Source organism: Vibrio sp. Vb1729, from assembly GCF_033338655.1.
GTDB classification, from domain to species: Bacteria; Pseudomonadota; Gammaproteobacteria; order Enterobacterales; family Vibrionaceae; genus Vibrio; species Vibrio alginolyticus.
In genome coordinates, this window is record NZ_JAWOTB010000011.1 from 340,947 (window position 1) to 361,904 (window position 20,958).

Here is a 20,958-nt window from a genome sequence, read left to right on the forward strand (position 1 = left end):
TATTAAAAGCTTCACTTCATCGTGAAGGGATGATGTTTACATGAAAAAAACACCAAAGCAGCAAAAGAACAGAAAGCTGATGAATCACTACTCAGCTTGGAAATATGTAGTATTAATCACGACGGTCATTATTTTAACCCTAAGTGCTATACCAACTTGGTTTGGCGAACAGCCTTCTATCCAGTTGACGTTTTCGGAGCAAAACAACAGTGAAATGTCGGTTGTTCATCTGAATCAACTGCTAAAAACCAACCATATTTCAGCCGACAAAATCATCGAAAAAGACGGCAAAACAACCATTGTATTCGATGGTGAAGATGCGCAAAGTAAAGCTCGTGTGTTGTTAAACAAAGAGCTAAATAAAGACGACAGCATCACTTTCTCATACGTATCGGTTGCGCCAGAATGGTTGAATGAGATGGGCTTTAGCCCAATTAAGCTCGGTCTTGACCTTCGTGGTGGCGTTCAGTTCTTGTTGAATGTTGATGTGAATAAAGCGTTTGAAGAACAACGTGATGCATTGATTGATGAAATCAAAGCGAACCTACGTGATCAACGTGTTCGTGGTGTGCAAGTTCGAGCAGAAAGCGGCAACCGAATTACGGTAAACAGTGACAGCGAGCAAGCATTGTCGGAAGTGAACAAGTTCTTGCGTCAAAATTACCCGGGCTGGATTTCAAAAAGTTCATCTCGTGGCTTTGTGCTTGAACCGAGTGAACAAAATATCCAAGAATTTCAATCGTCGACTCTTCAACAAAACCTGAAGATCATGCGTGGTCGTATTGAAGAACTTGGTATCACAGAAGCACTAGTGCAACGCCAAGGTAAAGAGAGTATTCGAATTGAACTCCCTGGTGTACAAGATCCTGCTCAAGCGAAAAACGTTATTGGTGCAACAGCAAGCTTGGCGTTTTATGAAGTGAAAGATGCGAGCCAAGCACACAGCAGCCAAGATCTTGTTCTTCAAGATAATGATGGTCGTACTGTGATTTTGGCAAAACGACCAGTTCTAACGGGCGAGCACATCGTGAACGCTCGTGCTGGTGTCGACAAAATGGGCATGTCAGAAGTCAATATTTCTCTTGACCACGCTGGTGGTAAGAAAATGAGTGACTTCTCAGCAACTCACATCGGCAAGCCAATGGCGACCGTTTACCGTGAATACAAAACAAACGATCGCGGTGTAACTGAGCGTAGTGAGCGCGTTATCAGCGTCGCGACTATTCAATCTCAGCTTGGTAGCCAGTTCCGTATTACTGGGGCAGGTAGCATGGACGATGCGCAGCAGTTGGCGCTATTGCTTCGCGCGGGGTCACTGACCGCGCCGGTTACTATTGTGGAAGAGCGAACAATCGGTGCTTCTCTGGGTGCAGAAAACATTGAAAACGGTTTTGCAGCACTGGCTTTAGGTATGGGACTAACACTGACCTTTATGGCACTTTGGTACCGCCGCTTAGGTTGGGTAGCGAACGTGGCGCTTTGCGCCAACATGCTTTGTTTGCTTGGCTTAATCGCCTTGTTACCAGGAGCGGTTCTAACGCTTCCGGGTATTGCCGGTTTAGTGTTAACCGTCGGTATGGCAGTAGACACCAACGTTATTATCTTTGAACGTATTAAGGACAAAATGCGTGAAGGCCGCAGCTTCGCTCAAGCGATTGATCTTGGCTTTGACAGCGCGTTCTCGACCATCCTTGATGCCAACATTACTACTATGATCACCGCCGTGATTTTGTACGCCATCGGTAATGGCCCAATCCAAGGCTTTGCCTTAACACTCGGATTAGGTTTGTTAACCAGTATGTTTACAGGCGTATTTGCCTCTCGAGCAATGATCAATTTAATTTGGGGCCGCGATGCCCGTCGTGATGTGAGGGTTTAATCATGGTCGAAATGCTAAAACAAAATATTCGTAAAATTCGCTACTTTACTACGCTAGTTTCCATCATTTTAACGGTGATCGCGATCGTCGCTCTAGGCTTTAAAGGGTTGAACCTAGGTTTGGACTTCACTGGTGGTATGGTGACAGAAGTAAAGGTAGATAAGCAGCTAACTAACCATGATCTGCTTGACGTTCTGCAACCAAAGCTTGGTGAATCTGCGTCAGTGACACGCTCTGGTGAAGATGGCCGTTGGGTGATTCGTTACTCTGCGCCGGAAGATGGACAAACGTTGCCAAGTGTAGAAGAGATGTTGAAGCCAATCTCTCACCAAGTTGATGTTGTCAGCAACAGTATAGTTGGCGCTCAAGTTGGCCAAGACTTGTTTGAACAAGGTGGCTTAGCATTGTTGATTTGTGTGTTGAGTATTCTCGGTTACTTGTGTTTCCGTTTTGAGTGGCGTTTGGCCAGTGGTTCACTGTTTGCTTTGGCCCATGATGTGATCTTAGTGCTTGGTTTCTTTGCAATTACTCAAATGGAGTTCAACTTAACCGTTTTTGCTGCTGTGCTGGCGATTTTAGGTTACTCATTGAATGACTCGATCATCATTGCAGACCGAATCCGTGAGCTGTTGATTGCGAAACAGAGTTGGAAAACAGAAGACATCAATGACCAAGCTGTTATCGCGACGTTTTCACGCACTATGGTGACATCTGGTACGACATTGATCACTGTTGGTGCATTATGGATTATGGGAGGAGCGCCTTTGGCTGGTTTCTCAACCGCCATGTTTATTGGCGTTCTGTCGGGGACATGGTCTTCGATTTCGATTGGTACTGTGCTGCCTGAGTGGTTGAAACTGGAGCCGAAACATTATCTTCCAGTTGAGATCGACGCTGCGCCGTAGCATTATTTTTAAGGTAAAAGTGCTTGCGCCACTCATCTTGAGTGGCGCTTTTTTGTGCTTATTTCACGCGCATCAAGCGATGTTTCACAAGTCCCAAGTCGAACTCTAAGACTTGTGAGCGCTTCATTGCTTCGACTTTATTCAACATTGGCTCTTGGTAGCCTTTCTTCTTCATCCACTGAAGAGGTACAGAGAAAGCATCTTCATTAACGACATAAGACTCGCCTTTATGCTCACCGCTATAGACGTTCACAACCCAAACTCGGGCTTGAAAGTCCAATACTTCACCCATGACTTTAGCTATTTTATTCAGAATATTTTTCATTGTTTCCAGTTTGCCTTAGCTTAGTAGCAACCAGACACCAACTCCCATCATTAAAGTGCCTGCGATACGGTTCATTAGACGTACATTCTTAGACTGACCTAATACGTGTTTCAACCCTTTACCACCAGTAGCGTACAGAGACATGCAAATGAACTCAAACAGTAAAATAATGGAGACAAGTATGATCAGTTGCGGTGCAAGCGCTGCGTTTTGGTCTATAAAAGGCGGTAAAAGAGAAATCATAAATGCCCAGCCTTTTGGGTTTGCGATTGCGGTAACGAAGCCTTGCATGATCAGTGCGATATTGTCACTCTTTGGTGTTTCTAAGTTGTCGACATTAATCGCAAGTTTCCCTCGCGATCGCCACATTTCAACTCCAAGATAGAGTAAATAACCGCCACCAATGAACTTTAACGCGATAAACATCCAAGGATAATTGAGCATAATCGCAGCGATACCTAACACCGCAGAGACTGACACCAGCGCAACACCGAGAAGCTCTCCTATCATCATCCATAACGTGCGACGATAACCGATACTCATACCTAACGTTAGGGCGAGAGTCATGCACATACCAGGCGTGATTGAGACAAAAAAGAAAGTAGGGATGAACATACTGAGCAATGCAAGATTCATATCTGTTGATGATTTAGTGATTAAAGAGAAGCCACAAAGATAGTGCAAAGTGGAAAAGGATGCTACTACAAAGCGAACGATTACTTTCACTAGTAGCTAGTTGATGTTCTTCGAATATATAAATTTAAAATGAAATTATATTTTAATCTATGCGTCATAATAGTGCGTATTGCACCAGTATGAGACAAGCTCTTATATCATTTTTAGATTAAATATATTTAACTTATTATATTTTATCGGTATTAATCATCACTGTATTAAAATAATCGAATTGATAACTAAATTATCATTAAATGCAGTAATTAAATGATATGTTTGATAATTATTTTTACAGATAATTGAATTATTATTCTAATCTCAAGTTTGTTGTAATCATATAGGCTTAAAATTCAGATCTTAAATCATGACATAATGTAACGTCTACCATTCTGTATGTAAGTGCATGATATTTAATAATTATGTTTCTATTTCTGTTGGTGTGGCTTTTGTGGAAGTGTGATTTAAAACAATGGCTTATATAAAATTAACCATTTTATAACATTTCACGAGTAATGAGATCTAAATCAATCTTATGCAATTGGGTGAGTTTTTTATTTGAAATGTAATATTTCTAGGTTAACTTAAAATAAAGGCAGCACGGGATTGGTTGTCAAAAGAATAAATAAACACGTCAGTTGATGAACTATTTCATCAGTGTATTAAGTTTGCTTTTTAAATGCCGTTAAGAATGGAGTCTTCAATGAAGAAAGTCGCTTTGATCACTGGATCAAAAGGCGGAATTGGTTCTGCTATTTCCTCTCAATTAGTCAATGACGGTTACCGTGTAATCGCTACTTATTTCACAGGTAACTACGAATGTGCGCTGGAGTGGTTCAACAGCAAAGGGTTTACCAAAGATCAGGTTCGCCTTTTTGAGTTGGATGTAACAAACACGACAGAGTGTGCAGAGAAATTGGCGCAATTGCTTGGGGAGGAAGGAACCATTGATGTTGTTGTCAACAACGCAGGAATTACACGTGATGGCGTGTTTAAAAAGATGACTGCGCAAGCTTGGAATGATGTCATCAATACCAACCTCAATAGTTTATTCAACGTTACGCAGCCCCTCTTTGCTGCAATGTGCGAAAAAGGCGGTGGTCGTGTCATCAATATCTCTTCAGTCAATGGTCTTAAAGGGCAGTTTGGTCAAGCAAACTACTCGGCGGCGAAAGCTGGGATGATCGGTTTCTCTAAAGCCTTAGCATACGAAGGTGCTCGCTCGGGTGTAACAGTTAATGTTATCGCGCCGGGTTACACGGGTACGCCAATGGTTGAGCAAATGAAGCCAGAAGTGCTGGAATCTATCACGAACCAAATTCCAATGAAACGTCTTGCGACACCAGAAGAAATTGCAGCATCAGTGAGCTTCTTGGTCAGCGATGCGGGCGCCTATATCACCGGAGAGACTTTGTCGGTGAACGGCGGCCTATACATGCACTAAGGAGATAAGATGATGGAAAAAGTATTTATCGTAGCGGCGAAGCGTACCCCAATCGGCGCTTTTGGTGGCAGCCTGAAAAATACTTCTGCTGGCGATCTGGCAGCAGTAGCGATTAAAGGCGCGTTGGAAGCGGCAAAGTTGCTTGGCGACAAGGTTGACGAAGTGATTGTTGGCAACGTTGTTGGTGCAGGTCAAGGAATGGGTGTTGGCCGCCAAGCGGCACTGTTTGCGGGGATTCCTGAATCTGTTCCTGCATATGGCGTAAACATGGTTTGCGGTAGTGGCATGAAAACGGTCATGGATGCCGTGTCCCATATCCGTAGTGGCGATGCTGAGATCGTTGTAGCAGCGGGTGTTGAAGTCATGTCTCAGATTCCGTTTGCTGCACCAAGCAGCATTCGTGATGGCAACAAAATGGGCAATCTGGAGCTAAAAGATCTGCTCGTAGCGGACGGTTTAACCGATGTTTACAACCAATATCACATGGGTGTGACGGCAGAAAACGTAGCAAAACAAATCGGCTTAACTCGCCAGCAGCAAGACGAATACGCGCTGTCTAGCCAACAGAAAGCGGTAGCCGCTATCGAAGCTGGCAAATTTCAAGACGAAATTGTGCCAGTGGAAGTAAAGCAACGCCGTGAAGCCGTGATGTTTGATACGGATGAATACCCAAAAGCGAACGCGACAATGGAAGCCTTAAGCAAGCTACGTCCTGCTTTTGACCGCGAAGGCACTGTGACTGCGGGTAATGCATCAGGCATTAACGATGGAGCGAGTGCGATTATCGTGGCGTCTGAAAGCGCAGTTAAAGCGCATGGATTAACGCCGCTTGCTGAGATCGTAAGCTACGCGCAATCGGGTCTTGATCCGAAGATCATGGGCCTAGGTCCTGTTGAGTCGGTCAATAAAGCACTCGAAAAAGCAGAACTCACAGTAAATGATATCGACGTTTACGAGTTAAACGAAGCATTTGCAGCGCAAGCACTTGGCGTGATTCATCAGTTGGCGGAAACAAACCAAGTTCCAGTTAACGCGATTCAAGATAAAGCGAACTTTAACGGTGGTGCTATCGCGCTAGGACACCCGCTTGGTGCATCTGGAAACCGAATCTTAGTCACGCTGGTTCACGAGCTTCATAAACAAAATGGTCAATATGGCGTTGCTTCACTTTGTGTGGGCGGCGGCATGGGCACGGCTGTGGTTGTAAAGACAGTTAAGTAATTATTTAAACGGACATTTTTAATTCTTTCTCTAGGAGACAAACCATGTACACAGATTTCTTCAAAACATTTAGCGATCAAACTGAAAAAAATCTAGAACCTTACTTGAAGTTCAACAAGCTAGTGACAAAAAACGTAGAAGTGTTGACCGAGCTTCAATTGAACGCCATTCGCACATACAGTGAAGTGGGTCTAAACCAGATGAAAGCAGCGACAGAAATCAAAGACGTAACGTCATTGACTGCTTTCAACAGTCAGCAACTAAGCGTACTTACTAAACTTTCTCAACAAATGATGGATGACAGCAACAAGCTTCAAGCGATTGCAAAAGAGTTCAAAGAAGACGTTGAGAAAATGACTTCGGAAAATCTAAAGACTGTTACTCCAGCGTAATTTGTCCGATTCTCGCCGCCCCTAGATTTGGGCGGCGTTGTTTTTTCCGAATATAGGAGTAAGACTATGTTTCAACACTTCTTTTCGGACTATCTTGTGAAGCTTCAGGAAACCAATCATCAGTGGTGGCATGATTTCGAAGTGAACAAGGCAGTCGTGAACTCTCCTTTAAACAAGGCCATGCAAGAAGTGAACTTTGAGGATACTGCCAAACTGTTCGAACAAGCTGCGAATCAGCCTGCTGCGATTTTAAAGCTGCAAGCACAGTGGTGGGAACAGCAGCTGCAAATTTGGCAGAATGTTGCATTGGCAGGGAACCAAGCACAAATCGTCGAAGCTGAAAAAGGGGATAAGCGTTTCTCAAACGAAGCGTGGCAAAATGAAGCCATGTATAGCTTCATCAAACAATCCTACCTTTTATTTAGTAAGACCTATCTGGACACCATCGAGTCTTTGGAAGGCTTAGATGAAAAGACGAAAGAACGTATTATTTTTTTCTCTCGCCAAGCCATTAACGCCCTTTCTCCTTCCAACTTCATCGCCACTAACCCAGAGCTTTTGAAGCTGACACTTGAGCAAAACGGTCAAAACTTACTGGCAGGCTTAGAGCAGTTGAAAGAAGACGTTGAGTCGAGCGCAGACATTTTAAAAATTCGTATGACGAATAACAATGCATTCCGCGTGGGAGATGACGTTGCGACGACACAGGGCAATGTGGTTTTTCAAAACGAATTGTTTGAGTTGATTCAATATCGACCTTTAACAGAGAAAGTGAATGCGACGCCGCTGCTCATCGTCCCACCTTTCATCAATAAATACTACATCCTTGATTTAACAGCAAAGAACTCAATGGTTCGATGGTTGTTAGAGCAGGGGCATAGTGTATTTATGATGTCTTGGCGCAATCCAGGCAAGGCACAAGCGCACATAGAGTTTGGTGACTACGTGACAGAAGGCGTAGTGAAAGCCGTCGCTGCAATTGAAGATATAACAGGACAAGAGCAAATCAATGCTGCTGGTTATTGTATCGGTGGTACTGTTTTAGCAAGCACGGTTGCCTACTACGCTGCAAAACGTATGAAGAAGCGCATTAAGTCTGCCACTTTCTTCACCACGTTGCTCGACTTCTCTCAACCAGGTGAAGTCGGCGCGTATATCAATGACACCATTGTTAGTGCAATTGAAGCGCAAAATAACGCAAAAGGGTATATGGACGGCCGTTCCTTAAGCGTGACGTTTAGTTTACTGCGTGAAAACAGCTTGTACTGGAACTACTACGTCGACAATTACTTGAAGGGTAACAGTCCGGTTGATTTCGACTTGTTGTACTGGAATAGCGATAGCACCAACGTCAGCGCTGCATCTCACAATTTCTTGCTTCGCGAGCTCTATTTAGAGAACAAGCTGGTGCAAGATAAAGGCGTCAAAATTGGTGGAGTATGGATTGATCTAAATAAGATCAAAATTCCTAGCTATTTTGTGTCAACGAAAGAAGACCACATTGCGTTATGGCAGGGAACTTACCGTGGTGCGCTGAACACGGGTGGTAACAAAACGTTTGTCCTCGGTGAATCTGGTCATATTGCGGGCATCGTGAACCCTCCAGCTAAAAATAAGTATGGTTATTGGTTGAACGATAATTTGGATGACTCTGCTGATGAGTGGTTGAATAACGCGGAACACAAAGAGGGATCGTGGTGGACACACTGGAACGAGTGGTTACTCCAATTCAACCCTAAAGAGCAAGTTGAGCCTTTCCCTATTGGCTCAGAAAACCATCCGGTTATTGATGAGGCGCCAGGACAATACGTCAAACAGGTTCTGCCAGTAAAAGAATCTTAAACGACTCCCTATAGCAGTAAATCTTAGCGGCCTTTATGGTCGCTTTTTTTATGTATGATTGCTTGTTTGTTGTTGGCAAGTACCATTGATTAATAAATAAAAAGCGCCGAGCATTTGCTCGGCGCTCAGTGTCAACAAATAGGCTAGTTGACGAGTAGAGATGCGTTACGTTACACCTCTTTATCCTTACCAAATGACAGCAGCCAGAGAGAGATTGCTGCTACCGCCACAAAGCCGGAAAGAATAATCACTGGCATAGCACTGTAGCCAAGGATATGCCAAATTACAGATTCTAATGTACTCATGGTAAGTCTCCTTAGTGCCAGCCTTCAACGCCGCTCATGTCTGGTAGTTTGTGCGCAATACCTTTGTGACAGTCTACACATGTTTTCTCGCCTGAGGCTAGAGCGGTGGAGTGCTGTTCTGCCGCACGTGATCCTTGCTGAGAGTAATCCATGAAATCAAACTCATGACAGTTACGACATTCAAGAGAGTCATTCTTTTTCATACGTGCCCACTCTCGCTCTGCGAGGTGTCCACGACGCTCTTGGAACTTCTCTGGCGTATCGATCGTCTTCGTTACGAAGTGTGCAAATAGCTCTTTAGATGCCTGTACTTTACGAACGATCTTATCCGTCCATTCATGAGGAACGTGACAGTCTGAACAAATCGCACGAACACCAGAACGGTTGGAGTAGTGAATTGTTTCTTGAATTTCAGCAACGATCGGCGCGTGACAGCCAGAACAGAATTCTTCTGTGTTGGTTGCTTCCATACCTGTGTTGAATGCGCCCCAAAATAGAAGGCCACCAGCGAAGCCTAGAAATAAAACCACACCAGCGGCAGCTTTACTCGGGCTCGACAGTCTCTTCCAAAACGCTTTAAGTATTTTCATAAGTAACCTCTTAGTACTCGCGTTTCAATTACTGAAGCGAATCGACTGCCTTAAACTCGTTTTCCACTAGTGGTTTTGCATCCGTTTGTGGAACGTGACATTGCAAACAGAAGTAACGACGAGGAGACATATCTGCCAGTACCGCATCTTCTCTGTTTACATAGTGCGTTACGCTAATTTTAGTCGCACCTGACTCTTTTGCATTTTTCCAGCTATGGCATGCAAGACACTTGTTAGCATTTAACGAAATTTCGTAGTGACGAATGCTGTGTGGGATCAACGGTGGTTGATAAACATAGCTGTCTTCAACAATTTGATCTTTAGGGAAGTCTTTGAACTCGTCTGCTGGACGCGTATCTTCCAATTGAGACATTCCACGTAAAGATTCTAGACCTCCAATACCACCTGGATTATCCAACTCAGCTTGCGCAATGCCTGTCACTAACGCACCTACAGATAAAACTGCGACAAGTAATTTTTTCATCATTTCATCTCCGCCTTTGTGGCTTAAATTCTTTATTAGGCCGCCATAATGACGGCCGTAGCATTCAGTATCTGAAGGTTAAGCAATCTTAGTGATTTTGACTGGGCACTTCTTAAAGTCTGTCTGTTTAGACAGTGGATCAGTCGCATCTAGGATAAGCTTGTTAATCAAAATACGTGCATCAAAGAACGGTACGAATACCAAACCTTTTGGCGGACGGTTACGACCGCGAGTTTCAACACGAACGCGTACTTCACCGCGTTTGTTTGCCATGAGTACTTCTTCACCACGACGAACATTGCGTGCTTTTGCGTCTTCTGGGTGCATGTAACACACTGCGTCTGGTACTGCTTTGTATAATTCAGGTACACGACGAGTCATGGTGCCTGTGTGCCAATGTTCAAGAACACGACCAGTACATAACCACATATCAAATTCATCGTTCGGTACTTCTGGTGGCGCTTCGTATGGCGCGGAAATGATCTTCGCTTTGCCGTCAGCATTGCCGTAGAAGTCCCAACCAGAACCTTCTTTCGCGTATGGGTCTGAACCTTCTTTAAAGCGCCACTGTGTTTCCTTACCATCAACAACAGGCCAACGTAGACCACGTACTTGGTGGTAGCGGTCGTATGGAGCCAAATCATGCCCGTGACCACGGCCAAATGTTGCGTATTCCTCAAACAGACCTTTTTGAACATAGAAACCGAAGTGGTGAGCATCGTCATTCAGTTCACGAGCTTCTTCGATAGGGAATTTGTCGACGTTACCATTGCGGTAAAGTACGTCGTACATTGTTTTACCACGGTATTGAGGCGCTTTCGCTAGAAGCTCTTCAGGCCACACTTCTTCCATTTTGAAGCGTTTCGAGAACTCCATTAGTTGCCAAAGGTCCGATTTTGCTTGACCGACTGTGCCCACTTGTTGGTACCAAGCTTGGGTACGACGCTCTGCGTTACCGTAAGCACCTTCTTTTTCAATCCACATTGCGGTAGGAAGAATAAGGTCTGCTGCTTGTGCTGTTGCTGTCGGGTATGGGTCAGACACAACGATGAAGTTTTCTGGGTTGCGGTAACCTGGAAGACGTTCTGTGTTGATGTTTGGACCGGCTTGCATGTTGTTGTTACATTGAACCCAGTAACAGTTCAGAACGCCGTCATTCAGCATACGGTCTTGCAATACGGCGTGGAAGCCAGGTTTTGGTGGAATCGTACCTTCTGGCAGTTTCCAGATGTCTTCTGCAATCTTACGGTGTTTAGGGTTAGCAACCACCATATCCGCTGGTAGGCGGTGAGCAAACGTACCAACCTCACGAGCGGTACCACATGCTGATGGTTGGCCCGTTAGTGAGAATGGGCTGTTCCCCGGAGTCGAGATCTTACCGGTTAGTAGGTGGATGTTGTAAACCAAGTTATTCATCCATACACCACGAGTATGCTGGTTCATACCCATCGTCCATAGAGACATCACTTTCGTGTTTGGATCCGCGTATTGCTTCGCAAGCTCGATAAGCTTCTCTTTCTCAACACCAGAGATTTCAGATGCTTTCTCTACTGTGTATGGCGCTACTGATTTCTTGTACTCTTCGAATGAGATAGAAGTGAGTTTGCCAGAGTTCGGGTTCTTCGCTGCTTTTTGTAGCGGATCATCGTCACGTAGACCGTAGCCGATGTCAGTGTCTGCTTGAGTGAAGTTCGTGTGTTTGTTCACGAAGTCCCAGTTTACTGCATCGTTTTCGATGATGTAGTTTGCGATGAAGTTAGCAATTGCAAGGTCAGACTGAGGATTGAAAATGTAGCCGTGGTCTGCCAACTCAAATGAACGATGGTAGTAAGTAGAAAGCACGTTCACTTTAACGTGAGGGTGGCTTAGGCGGCGGTCAGTAATGCGAGTCCATAGAACCGGGTGCATCTCTGCCATGTTTGAGCCCCAAAGAACGAAAGCGTCTGCGTTCTCAAAGTCATCGTAACAACCCATTGGCTCATCGATACCGAATGCGCGCATGAAACCTACAACGGCAGAAGCCATACAGTGGCGAGCGTTTGGATCAATGTTGTTTGATCGGAAGCCTGCTTTCATTAACTTTGATGCAGCGTAGCCTTCCATTACTGTCCATTGGCCTGAGCCAAACATACCTACGCTTGTTGGGCCTTTTTTCTCGAGGGAAGCTTTCCATTTCTCAGCCATGATGTCGAAAGCGTCATCCCAAGAGATAGGTGTAAATTCACCATCTTTGTGGAATTTGCCATCTTTCATTCGTAGCATCGGTTGAGTTAGACGGTCTTGACCGTACATGATCTTAGAAAGGAAGTAACCTTTGATGCAGTTCAGACCTTTGTTTACTGGTGCTTCTGGGTCACCCTGTGTTGCTACCACTTTGCCGTTTTGAGTGCCAACAAGAACAGAACAGCCTGTACCACAGAAACGACAAGGTGCTTTGTCCCATGTGATTTTGGTTTGATCAGAGCTTGCAATCAGGTTGGCTGCAGATGCTGGTAGTGTCACACCTGCGACAGCAGCAGCTGATGCAGCCGCGTTTGCTTTCACAAACGCACGTCTTGTCATTTTCATACTTCACCCTCGATTTGGGAATGTTGTGTTCCAGTGTCTTCTTCATCCGTTTCTTCAAGCCCAGTTTCGATTTGGTGATAAACCAATACCGTGCTTAAGACGTTCGGTAAATTGTTAATGGCATCGATAGTGTCTGTGATGAAACCTTGGTTCTCAGTTTCAAGTACGACGATAATCTTGCCTTCAGGACTGTCACCATAGATTTCCGCATTTTCGTGTGCTTCTATCTTTTGTTTGATTTCGTCCAAATGTTCCGGCAGCACATGTACTACCAAACTTGAAATATGCACTTCATTTAGTGACATATAGCTCTCTCATTTATTTTTATTGCCTTTGGCCGACGACATTCGGCTTAGGCTGTTGTATTGCTCACATTGATGGATGAAGTCGGGCACACTGAAACACAGGCGCCGCAGCCGTTACACTCATCAAGGTCTAAATTGGGTTGTGCTACTTTCCCCAGTTCTAATTTGAACTGAATTGCCATCGGGTCGCACATATCCCCACAACTTCGGCATTCGACATTTTGTTTTGCTAAGCAGTTATCGTTGATACTTGCTTTTGCTTGCCAAGGTTGTTCTGTTTCTGGCAAGAAAAGGGGCTCAGGACAGGCGTTTGCACATTGATAGCAAAATGTGCATTCATCGATGGAAAAATCGACCGAGGGGAATCCGCCATCACTTTTGGTTATAATCTTTGTTTCACAGGCCTCAATGCATTTACCGCAGCGAGTGCAATCGTCCGTAAACTGTTGCGGTTTAGTTAACCAAGGCAAACGTACGGCGTTGTCGGGGTGCGCTTTTCTTGCAAAGAGTCTTCTTCTGGAAAGGTCTACCACTTAGTCACCTCGAAACTTGGAACCCAAACTAAGCATAGTCCACAATTTTCATTAATAAACTGTCATTTAAACTAACGAAATTGTAGTTTTTGACATATTTGTATAAATACCTCTTAGGGGGTAAATGGTATGCAATATTGTTTTGGATCAATAAATTCCGTCGCAGGTGATCACATATTGATAAAGTTGAAAGGTAATGGGTTCATTGCACGTAAAAATAGGATTGTTAATGGGCGAGGAACTCAGATTGTTTAAAAATGTGAAAAAGTCGGTGACGCGCACGATTGCGTCCGCGATGCTTCTTATTTTGCTGCTCTCAGTCGCTACGACTGGTTTTGCGATTTTTACGTTAGCGTCCAGTTTGAACGATGCTGAAGCCGTCAATGTTGCTGGCTCGATGCGAATGCAAAGCTACCGTCTGGCGAATGATATTCAGGTTAAATCTGTTGACTATTCTTCACATATTGACGCATTTGAACATTCGATATATTCACCTTCAATGAAAGCGCTTCAGCATTGGTCTGTGCCAGAAGACATCACTCACGATTACTACCGTCTTATTATCAGATGGCATGAACTCAAGGCGGTGCTTAGAGGAGACAACCCGGCAGAATATCAACTCCTAGTGGCCGGTTTTGTTGAACAAATCGATGAGTTTGTATTTAAGCTACAAAGCTTTTCGGAGCAAAAACTGATTAACTTAGCCTGGATCGGCGGGTTAGGGTTGGGTGGCATTCTTTGTGTCAGTATGTTTGTCGTTCATTTTGTGCGCCTCGAAGTTGTTCGGCCTCTGCGTGCCTTAGTTTTTGCTAGCGAGCAAATTAAAAATCGCTCATTCAATATATCGCTCAATGTATCCAGCGATAATGAAATGGGAATACTGACTCGAACCTTTAACCGGATGGCGACAGACCTTGGTAAGTTGTACCGAGGATTAGAACAAGCGGTTGATGAGAAAACACGTAAATTGCAGCATGCCAACCAGTCTTTAGAAGTGCTGTACGACTCGTCAAAAGAACTCACGGCGTCGCGTATTAATCAAGACAATTTCCAGGCGATTTTGCAGCATATCGTCAGTCTTGAGGGCATTAAAGCGGTCAAACTTGAAATCGAGCAGCTAGGAGAACCGAGCTGGATATTGATGGAAGGAGAAGAATGCTGCCAAGATTGTGATGAAGATTGCCACGGTAAAGCCCTGATGCTAGATGATGAGCACTTGGGCTATTTATATTGGAAAGCAGGGTTACCTTGTCCGAACGAGGCTCTTATTGACAACTTCGTGCAGATTTTATCACGCGCCGTGTATTACAATCGGGCGCAGCGCCAAGCAGAACAAATTCTGCTGATGGAAGAGCGAGCCACTATTGCTCGGGAGTTGCATGATTCATTGGCTCAAGCACTCTCTTACTTAAAAATTCAGGTCGCTTTGTTAAAGAGAAGCGTAAAGAACTTGCCTGACGAAAAGGCGATCGCGCAGGCTAATCAAGTTATTGCTGAGCTAGATACGGGCTTATCTGCCGCGTATACGCAGTTACGCGAGTTACTGACGACGTTTCGTCTTACGATTAAAGAGGGCAGTTTTGGCCAAGCATTGCAAGACATGGTTGAAACGCTCAGTGAACAAACTGCTGCGGACATTACGCTAAAAAATAGACTTTCATCAACTGAACTGGATGCACATCAGCAGGTTCATTTACTACAGTTGATAAGAGAAGCGGCAATTAATGCAATCAAACATGCGCAAGCAGATAATATTCACATTCAATGTCTCGATAATGATGGAAAAGTCACAGTAACCGTTAGCGACGATGGAATAGGCTTTGAACATCAAGACGAAAAATTAAATCATTACGGTATGAGTATCATGCAAGAGCGGGCCGCTAGACTGCATGCCGATCTGCACATCGAAGCATCGATAAACAAAGGTTGTACCGTAAAATTAGAATTCCAACATAGTAAGGAAGTAAACAGTGACAGTGTGTAAAGTAATGCTGGTGGATGATCATCCACTCATGCGAAGAGGTATCCACCAGCTTTTAAGCTTTGAGCCTGAGTTTGAGGTCATTGCAGAAGCAAGTAATGGCGCGGATGCAGTAGCGAAAGCGCATGAGCTAGAACTGGATCTTGTACTTCTTGATCTTAATATGAAAGGCATGTCTGGCCTTGATACTTTGCAAGCACTGCGTGCAGATGGCTGTGAAGCCAGAATTGTCATTCTAACCGTTTCAGATAGCCCAGCAGATATAGAAGCAATAGTTCGAAGTGGTGCCGATGGCTATTTATTGAAAGACACTGAGCCTGATGAGTTGGTTGAGTTGCTAAAACAAGCGCACCAAGGGGACAAGGCATACAGCCAAGAAGTTTCTAAGTATTTGAGTGAACGTTCAGAGCAAGAGGACGTGTTTGATACACTGACCGATCGTGAATCGCAGATCTTAAGAGAGGTGGCAAGAGGTTTCCGCAACAAGCAAATTGCCGATCGTCTTTTTATCTCTGAGTCTACGGTTAAAGTACATATGAAGAGTTTACTTAAAAAGCTTCAAGTTCCTTCTCGTACTGCAGCAACCGTCCTTTATCTTGAGCGCTTTGGCGACATCAAATAACATTGTTGGATTTTAATCTATAATAATAAATAAAATCAAATAGTTATATGGATTCTGACGAATAAAAAAACCGCCTTTTAGGCGGTTTTTTTACTTGTCTGGGCGAATAGAGTACAAGTCACTGTTGTGCTTACCACACTCCAAATAGTACTGATAAGCCACTTTTTTGCTTTCAGCAATGACTCTCATGCAGTGCATTTTCCCCTGTTCAAAATATCGAATCTCATATTCTACACTGGTATCAAGTTGCTCAGCGGCTGCCATACTTCGCCTCCATAAACCATCCAAAAAACATCCATGCAAATTATATGCCGTTATAGGGAGCGTCGTTCGGTACGTTTTTTAGCCGATAATTGCGCTCTAACTCACTTTTTTGCGGATAGCTGTGATCAAAAAGTTAATTTCAAACTCTATATATTATTAAGGTGGCAATCAATATTTGTCACACTGGTGTAAGTTTGCCGCAATACTAAGTGATACAGGTTGAGTATAGAACTTAATCAACATAAAAGGGAATACGAATAAGTGACTAAATTAAAGGGTGTATCTAATAAGGCGCTTCGTTATGGCCTTCTATTTTGTTTCGTATTTCTGCTTGCCGGTTGTGCGAAAAAGTTTTTATACAGCAATATCGATTGGTTCGTGCTCGATTACTTAGAGGACTATGTCTCGTTGCAAGGGGAACAAAAAGTCCTAGTGGAAGAGCGTTTATTATTGTTGGCAGACTGGCACAAGAAAGAGGAGTTACCATTATATATCGAACATTTAAAAGACCTTGAGAGATTAAAAGCGAGCGATATCACCTTAAATTACTTACAACAAAATCGAGATAGAACGCGAGCGCATTACGATAGAGTGGTAAGCAAAGCAGCACCAGATCTTTTTGCGTTAAGTTTGCAGTTAACGAAAGAGCAAGAACGCGAGTTTTTGAGTAATGTACAAGAACATTATCAAGAGCGAAACGCAAAATATGCCGATAAGACAGAAGACGAAGTGCGTGAAATTATTCTGGATAACACTGAAGAGTGGATGGAAGAATGGCTAGGGAATCTATCAGGAAATCAGCGTCAATTAGCTCAAAGATTTTCTCAGCAAGTTATTTTAAACAGCCCTTTATGGAGAGATTATCGAGCCACGGTATATCAAGAGCTCGAATACTTGTTCGACAACAAATCTAATGTTGTGACTTATCAAGATATATTTATGCGACTCTTGTTCGAGCCAGAGAGTTATTATAGTGAACAGCTTTCTCTGAATATTGACTCTAACTTTGCATTGGTTGATCAACTGACATTAGATGTTTCTCGTTCGATGACCGATAAGCAATGGCGTCATTTTCGTGAAAAGGTTAAAGAGTGGCGAGTACTGGCTGAGGAACTTTTAGATTAAATTCATGCTTCAATGAGCGAAAGCAAAGCGCAAAAGCCTTTCTTATCAAAAAATGATTCAAAGCAAATTCTTATTGAGCTAAGAGCGTAACATAGCGTGAGGTTTGATGAGGCAACGTCAGCTTATCAATGCGTGATAAGGCCTCATCGTACAAAACAATGAGAATAAATATGAAACATTTAGTTGAAAGATTTCTTCGATACGTCACGTTTGATACCCAATCCAATCCACATGTGACGCTTTGCCCAAGTTCACCTGGTCAGCTTGTGTTTGCTGAGTTACTTAAAAAAGAGATGATCGAGCTTGGTTTAAGTGACGTGACTTTGGATAAAAATGGCTACTTGATGGCTAAACTGCCAGCCAATGTTGATTATGAGGTTCCTCCTATCGGCTTCATTGCCCATATGGATACCGCGCCGGATGCATCTGGCAAAAACGTAAAGCCGCAATTCATCGAAGATTACCAGGGCGGCGATATTGCATTAGGGTTGGGGGATGAAGTGTTATCTCCCGTGCAATACCCAGATTTACATCACCTACATGGCCACAATCTTATTACTACCGATGGCACTACATTACTTGGCGCGGATAACAAAGCTGGTATCGCAGAGATTCTTTCCGCGGTAGCTCTGCTACTGGAAAACCCAGACATTCCACACGGCGACATTTGTATCGGCTTTACTCCGGATGAAGAAATCGGTCGTGGTGCAGATTTGTTTAATGTTAAAAAATTTGGCGCGAAATGGGCATACACTATAGATGGTGGCCCGCAAGGTGAGTTGGAATACGAAAACTTTAATGCAGCAAACGCTGATGTAATTTTTCATGGTGTTAGCGTTCATCCAGGTACTGCAAAAGGTAAAATGGTCAATGCGATGAACTTGGCTGCGAAATTTCAAGTTCAAATGCCCCAAGATCAAACTCCGGAAACAACCGAAGGTTACGAAGGGTTCTTCCATCTAAAATCGGCAGAAATGGGCGTTGCACGAAGCGAGCTAGGTTACATTATTAGAGACTTTGACCGTCAAAGACTTGAGGATCGAAAAGCCTTTATGCAGAAACTCGTCGATGAAATGAACACGGGTTTACGCCATGGTTCTGTAGAGCTAAAAATAAAAGACAGCTATTACAATATGAGAGAAATGGTTGAGCCTTACCCTCATATCATTGAGCTGGCAAAGCAAGCGATGGAAGCGTGTGATGTGGAACCGATTATAAAACCTATTCGTGGTGGTACAGATGGTGCTCGTTTATCTTTTATGGGTTTGCCGTGCCCGAATATCTTCACCGGTGGTTTTAACTTCCACGGAATTCATGAGTTTATTTCTGTTGAAATGATGGAAAAATCAGTACTCGTTATTGTCAAAATTGCTGAGCTCACAGCGAAAAAACACAGTTAAAAGACTACGTCGAGACCTCTTGCAGATTTAATAACAAAATAGCCCAGATCTCTCTGGGCTATTTAACTATTAAGATGGGATACTAGCGCACGTCTTTGTCTTCAATTTCAATGTCTTCTAGCGGTAACCAGTCGACTTTCACACCCGCTTGATCGAACATATCTTGACTGACTTGGATTTTATCTCCCCAGCGAGATAAAAAGTCTTCAGACTGCTCAGGGCAGTGTACGTGTGAGATCCCTGTTTGAATGATCTTTGCCGCGCAGTTAGGGCAAGGAAAATGCGTTACCCAAATATCACATCCGTCTAAGTCACGTTTTGAGAACAAAATTGCGTTCTCTTCCGCGTGCAGTGTTTTAAGGTATTTCAACTCGCGCTCATCGGTGTCGACACTGTCAGAAACACCATGCGGATAGCCATTAAATCCAACAGATACAATGCGATTCTGTTTAGTAATAACGGCACCGACTTGTGTTGATGGGTCCTTACTCCAAGACGCCACTAGTTCTGCCATCTGGTAAAAGCGTTTCGCCCATTTAGAAATCATAGTCATCCTCTCTGTCGAAGGCGTTGAATTAATTGAATGATAACCCATTTATATTAAAAAAATAGTCAAAATCGGGGTCTTGAGTATGAAGGCGTCACTTTTTACCTTTTTAGCCACAAAACGTTCTTATCTTGAGCACTGAATCTCACTTTACGCCCGAATACAATACTCCCGTTAGTGTTTCCAAGCACACGCTAAAATTCGCGATCTCCTAAGGCGTATATTAAATAGTTATGATTGAGTTGTATGTATATTGCTCATTGAATACCACTGTTAACTAAATTACTTTATTTTCCTTTTGTTTCTCATGTTTACATTTAGAAACACCTTGGACGCTTTTCAGTGAAGTTTTCAGTGGCAGCAAGGAGTAAGGTTGATAGGAATTCAACAATATCCTGTTCTATAAAGACGGTAAATACATGCAAAAGAAACCACTTGTCGCACTAATGGCGGCTACAGCAATCCTCGCTGGATGCGGGGAAGCTAATAATGCCCAAACGAAAGGTCAAGCGCCTCTCGTAGTGACTCAGGATGTCACGGTTATCGACTACCAACCGAGCAAGTCTTATATCGGTCGCATTGAAGCAGTAGAAGATACCAATATTACCGCGCAGATTTCTGGCTACTTAAAAGCTCGTCACTTTGAAGAGGGGCAAATGGTAGAAAAAGGGCAGCTCCTTTACTCTATCGAGCCATCTTCTTTTGAAGCCCAAGTCGCGAGTGCTAAAGCCGCACTTGCACAAGCTAAAGCGGCGCTAAAAAAAGCCGAATTAGATCATACTCGAGGTAAAAACTTGTTGCCTCGCGGTAGTATCTCTCAATCTGAGTTTGATGCTTTAACTGCGGCACTTCTTGGTGCGAGAGCAGAGCTAGAAGCGGAAAATGCTCAACTTAAACTTGCTGAAGTTAACCTTTCCTATACTCAAATCCGAGCACCTTTTAGCGGACGTATTAGTGATACCAAAGTGAGTACGGGTGATCTGGTTTCTCCGTCATCTGGCGTGCTGACAACTCTGGTGAGTTTAGATCCAGTTCATACCTCATTTAGTGTGAGTGAGCGTGAGCGTTTAGCTATGGGTATGGATCAAGTAAAAGGTGATGGCTCGGCTGAATCAAACCGCGTTGAAGTTCAGCTTGAACTGGAAAATGGACAGTTTTTTGAGCATCTTGGTAAGCTTGATTTCTTAGGTAATCGTATTGACACCAAAACGGGTACGATTGCTATGCGCGCGCTAGTGCCAAACCCAGAGCAGAAGTTACTTCCGGGTCAACACATCAAAGTGAACTTGAGAGATAAGAACACGAAAGACGTTATTGTTATCCCACGACGTGCCGTACAGACTGACTTAGAAGGTGACTTTGTGATGGTGATGGCTGAGGGAAGTGTGGCAGAGCGTCGTAACGTCGAGCTTGGCCCTCAGGTTGAACAAGGCATTATCATTCGAGAAGGGCTCGATCAGGAAGATACGGTTATTACACAAGGCCTACAACGTGTGCGTAATGGTGTAGAAGTGCGCCTTCAAGCACCTGCTGAAGATAAGCAGTAGGGGGCAC

General features: G+C 43.8%; 21 protein-coding genes. 11 read left to right on the forward strand and 10 right to left on the reverse strand.

The genetic code is table 11. The features are described 5' to 3' along the window. Positions 1 to 40: 40 nt before the first annotated feature. Both secD and secF read left to right on the forward strand, forming a co-directional pair. The gene (gene secD / locus R7E29_RS06465) at positions 41 to 1,879 is read left to right on the forward strand and encodes a protein translocase subunit SecD (RefSeq protein WP_017635185.1); all 1,839 of its coding nucleotides are present in this window, start codon (positions 41 to 43) and stop codon (positions 1,877 to 1,879) included. Positions 1,880 to 1,881: 2 nt separating this feature from the next. Beyond that, positions 1,882 to 2,784, forward strand: coding sequence for a protein translocase subunit SecF (gene secF, locus R7E29_RS06470; RefSeq protein WP_054576116.1), 903 nt, complete (start codon positions 1,882 to 1,884; stop codon positions 2,782 to 2,784). 58 nt (positions 2,785 to 2,842) lie between these two features. Here secF and R7E29_RS06475 read toward each other — a convergent pair whose 3' ends face one another. After that, the gene (locus R7E29_RS06475; protein ID WP_005373566.1) at positions 2,843 to 3,109 is read right to left on the reverse strand and encodes a hypothetical protein; all 267 of its coding nucleotides are present in this window, start codon (positions 3,107 to 3,109) and stop codon (positions 2,843 to 2,845) included. 15 nt (positions 3,110 to 3,124) lie between these two features. Next, positions 3,125 to 3,745 carry a LysE family translocator gene (locus tag R7E29_RS06480; protein WP_021035942.1) on the reverse strand — a complete coding sequence of 207 codons (621 nt, stop codon included), beginning with the start codon at positions 3,743 to 3,745 and terminating at the stop codon, positions 3,125 to 3,127. 739 nt (positions 3,746 to 4,484) lie between these two features. Here R7E29_RS06480 and R7E29_RS06485 point away from each other — a divergent pair. From R7E29_RS06485 to phaC, 4 genes are all read left to right on the forward strand, one after another. Continuing rightward, positions 4,485 to 5,225: an SDR family oxidoreductase gene (locus tag R7E29_RS06485; RefSeq protein ID WP_005373555.1), complete on the forward strand. Its 741-nt coding sequence runs from the start codon at positions 4,485 to 4,487 to the stop codon at positions 5,223 to 5,225. A gap of 12 nt (positions 5,226 to 5,237) precedes the next feature. Beyond that, entirely contained in the window at positions 5,238 to 6,446 is a 1,209-nt protein-coding gene (locus R7E29_RS06490; RefSeq protein ID WP_042522695.1) for an acetyl-CoA C-acetyltransferase, read from the forward strand. Between the two features lie 44 nt (positions 6,447 to 6,490). Beyond that, entirely contained in the window at positions 6,491 to 6,838 is a 348-nt protein-coding gene (locus R7E29_RS06495) for a phasin family protein (protein WP_005373550.1), read from the forward strand. A gap of 66 nt (positions 6,839 to 6,904) precedes the next feature. Continuing rightward, the gene (gene phaC / locus R7E29_RS06500; protein WP_017819891.1) at positions 6,905 to 8,680 is read left to right on the forward strand and encodes a class I poly(R)-hydroxyalkanoic acid synthase; all 1,776 of its coding nucleotides are present in this window, start codon (positions 6,905 to 6,907) and stop codon (positions 8,678 to 8,680) included. Between the two features lie 170 nt (positions 8,681 to 8,850). On the opposite strand, the gene R7E29_RS06505 is transcribed toward phaC, so the two are convergent. The 6 genes from R7E29_RS06505 to napF all read right to left on the reverse strand — a co-directional run bounded on the left by R7E29_RS06505 (position 8,851) and on the right by napF (position 13,465). Then, a complete protein-coding gene (locus R7E29_RS06505; protein WP_005373546.1) occupies positions 8,851 to 8,985 on the reverse strand; it encodes a TIGR02808 family protein in 135 nt (44 codons plus the stop codon). An 11-nt stretch (positions 8,986 to 8,996) separates the two neighbouring features. Continuing rightward, complete coding sequence (locus R7E29_RS06510) at positions 8,997 to 9,575, reverse strand: NapC/NirT family cytochrome c (protein WP_005373542.1); 579 nt, start codon at positions 9,573 to 9,575, stop codon at positions 8,997 to 8,999. 28 nt (positions 9,576 to 9,603) lie between these two features. Further along, complete coding sequence (locus R7E29_RS06515; protein ID WP_005389061.1) at positions 9,604 to 10,059, reverse strand: nitrate reductase cytochrome c-type subunit; 456 nt, start codon at positions 10,057 to 10,059, stop codon at positions 9,604 to 9,606. 78 nt (positions 10,060 to 10,137) lie between these two features. Next, positions 10,138 to 12,627 carry a periplasmic nitrate reductase subunit alpha gene (napA, locus tag R7E29_RS06520; RefSeq protein ID WP_005389060.1) on the reverse strand — a complete coding sequence of 830 codons (2,490 nt, stop codon included), beginning with the start codon at positions 12,625 to 12,627 and terminating at the stop codon, positions 10,138 to 10,140. Further along, positions 12,624 to 12,932 carry a chaperone NapD gene (locus tag R7E29_RS06525; protein ID WP_005373535.1) on the reverse strand — a complete coding sequence of 103 codons (309 nt, stop codon included), beginning with the start codon at positions 12,930 to 12,932 and terminating at the stop codon, positions 12,624 to 12,626. The genes napA and R7E29_RS06525 overlap by 4 nt, the downstream gene beginning before the upstream one ends. Before the next feature lie 47 nt (positions 12,933 to 12,979). After that, a complete protein-coding gene (napF, locus tag R7E29_RS06530; protein WP_005373529.1) occupies positions 12,980 to 13,465 on the reverse strand; it encodes a ferredoxin-type protein NapF in 486 nt (161 codons plus the stop codon). Positions 13,466 to 13,712: 247 nt separating this feature from the next. Here napF and narQ point away from each other — a divergent pair, with 247 nt between their 5' ends. Beyond that, entirely contained in the window at positions 13,713 to 15,449 is a 1,737-nt protein-coding gene (narQ, locus tag R7E29_RS06535; protein WP_042522694.1) for a nitrate/nitrite two-component system sensor histidine kinase NarQ, read from the forward strand. 4 nt (positions 15,450 to 15,453) lie between these two features. Next, positions 15,454 to 16,068 carry a response regulator gene (locus tag R7E29_RS06540; protein WP_031777156.1) on the forward strand — a complete coding sequence of 205 codons (615 nt, stop codon included), beginning with the start codon at positions 15,454 to 15,456 and terminating at the stop codon, positions 16,066 to 16,068. 90 nt (positions 16,069 to 16,158) lie between these two features. Here R7E29_RS06540 and R7E29_RS06545 read toward each other — a convergent pair whose 3' ends face one another. Continuing rightward, a complete protein-coding gene (locus tag R7E29_RS06545; protein WP_005373524.1) occupies positions 16,159 to 16,332 on the reverse strand; it encodes a hypothetical protein in 174 nt (57 codons plus the stop codon). Positions 16,333 to 16,593: 261 nt separating this feature from the next. On the opposite strand from R7E29_RS06545, the gene R7E29_RS06550 reads away from it, so the two are divergent. Next, the gene (locus tag R7E29_RS06550) at positions 16,594 to 17,457 is read left to right on the forward strand and encodes a DUF6279 family lipoprotein (protein WP_042522672.1); all 864 of its coding nucleotides are present in this window, start codon (positions 16,594 to 16,596) and stop codon (positions 17,455 to 17,457) included. A 170-nt stretch (positions 17,458 to 17,627) separates the two neighbouring features. After that, positions 17,628 to 18,857: a peptidase T gene (gene pepT / locus R7E29_RS06555; protein WP_042522671.1), complete on the forward strand. Its 1,230-nt coding sequence runs from the start codon at positions 17,628 to 17,630 to the stop codon at positions 18,855 to 18,857. An 82-nt stretch (positions 18,858 to 18,939) separates the two neighbouring features. Here the strand turns inward: pepT and R7E29_RS06560 are convergent, their stop codons facing one another. Then, the gene (locus tag R7E29_RS06560) at positions 18,940 to 19,404 is read right to left on the reverse strand and encodes a dCMP deaminase family protein (RefSeq protein WP_005373515.1); all 465 of its coding nucleotides are present in this window, start codon (positions 19,402 to 19,404) and stop codon (positions 18,940 to 18,942) included. A gap of 419 nt (positions 19,405 to 19,823) precedes the next feature. Between R7E29_RS06560 and vmeY the strand changes: the two genes are divergently transcribed. After that, positions 19,824 to 20,951 (forward strand): multidrug efflux RND transporter periplasmic adaptor subunit VmeY, encoded by a 1,128-nt coding sequence (gene vmeY / locus R7E29_RS06565; protein WP_042522670.1) that lies wholly within the window; start codon positions 19,824 to 19,826, stop codon positions 20,949 to 20,951. The last annotated feature ends 7 nt before the right edge of the window (positions 20,952 to 20,958 follow it).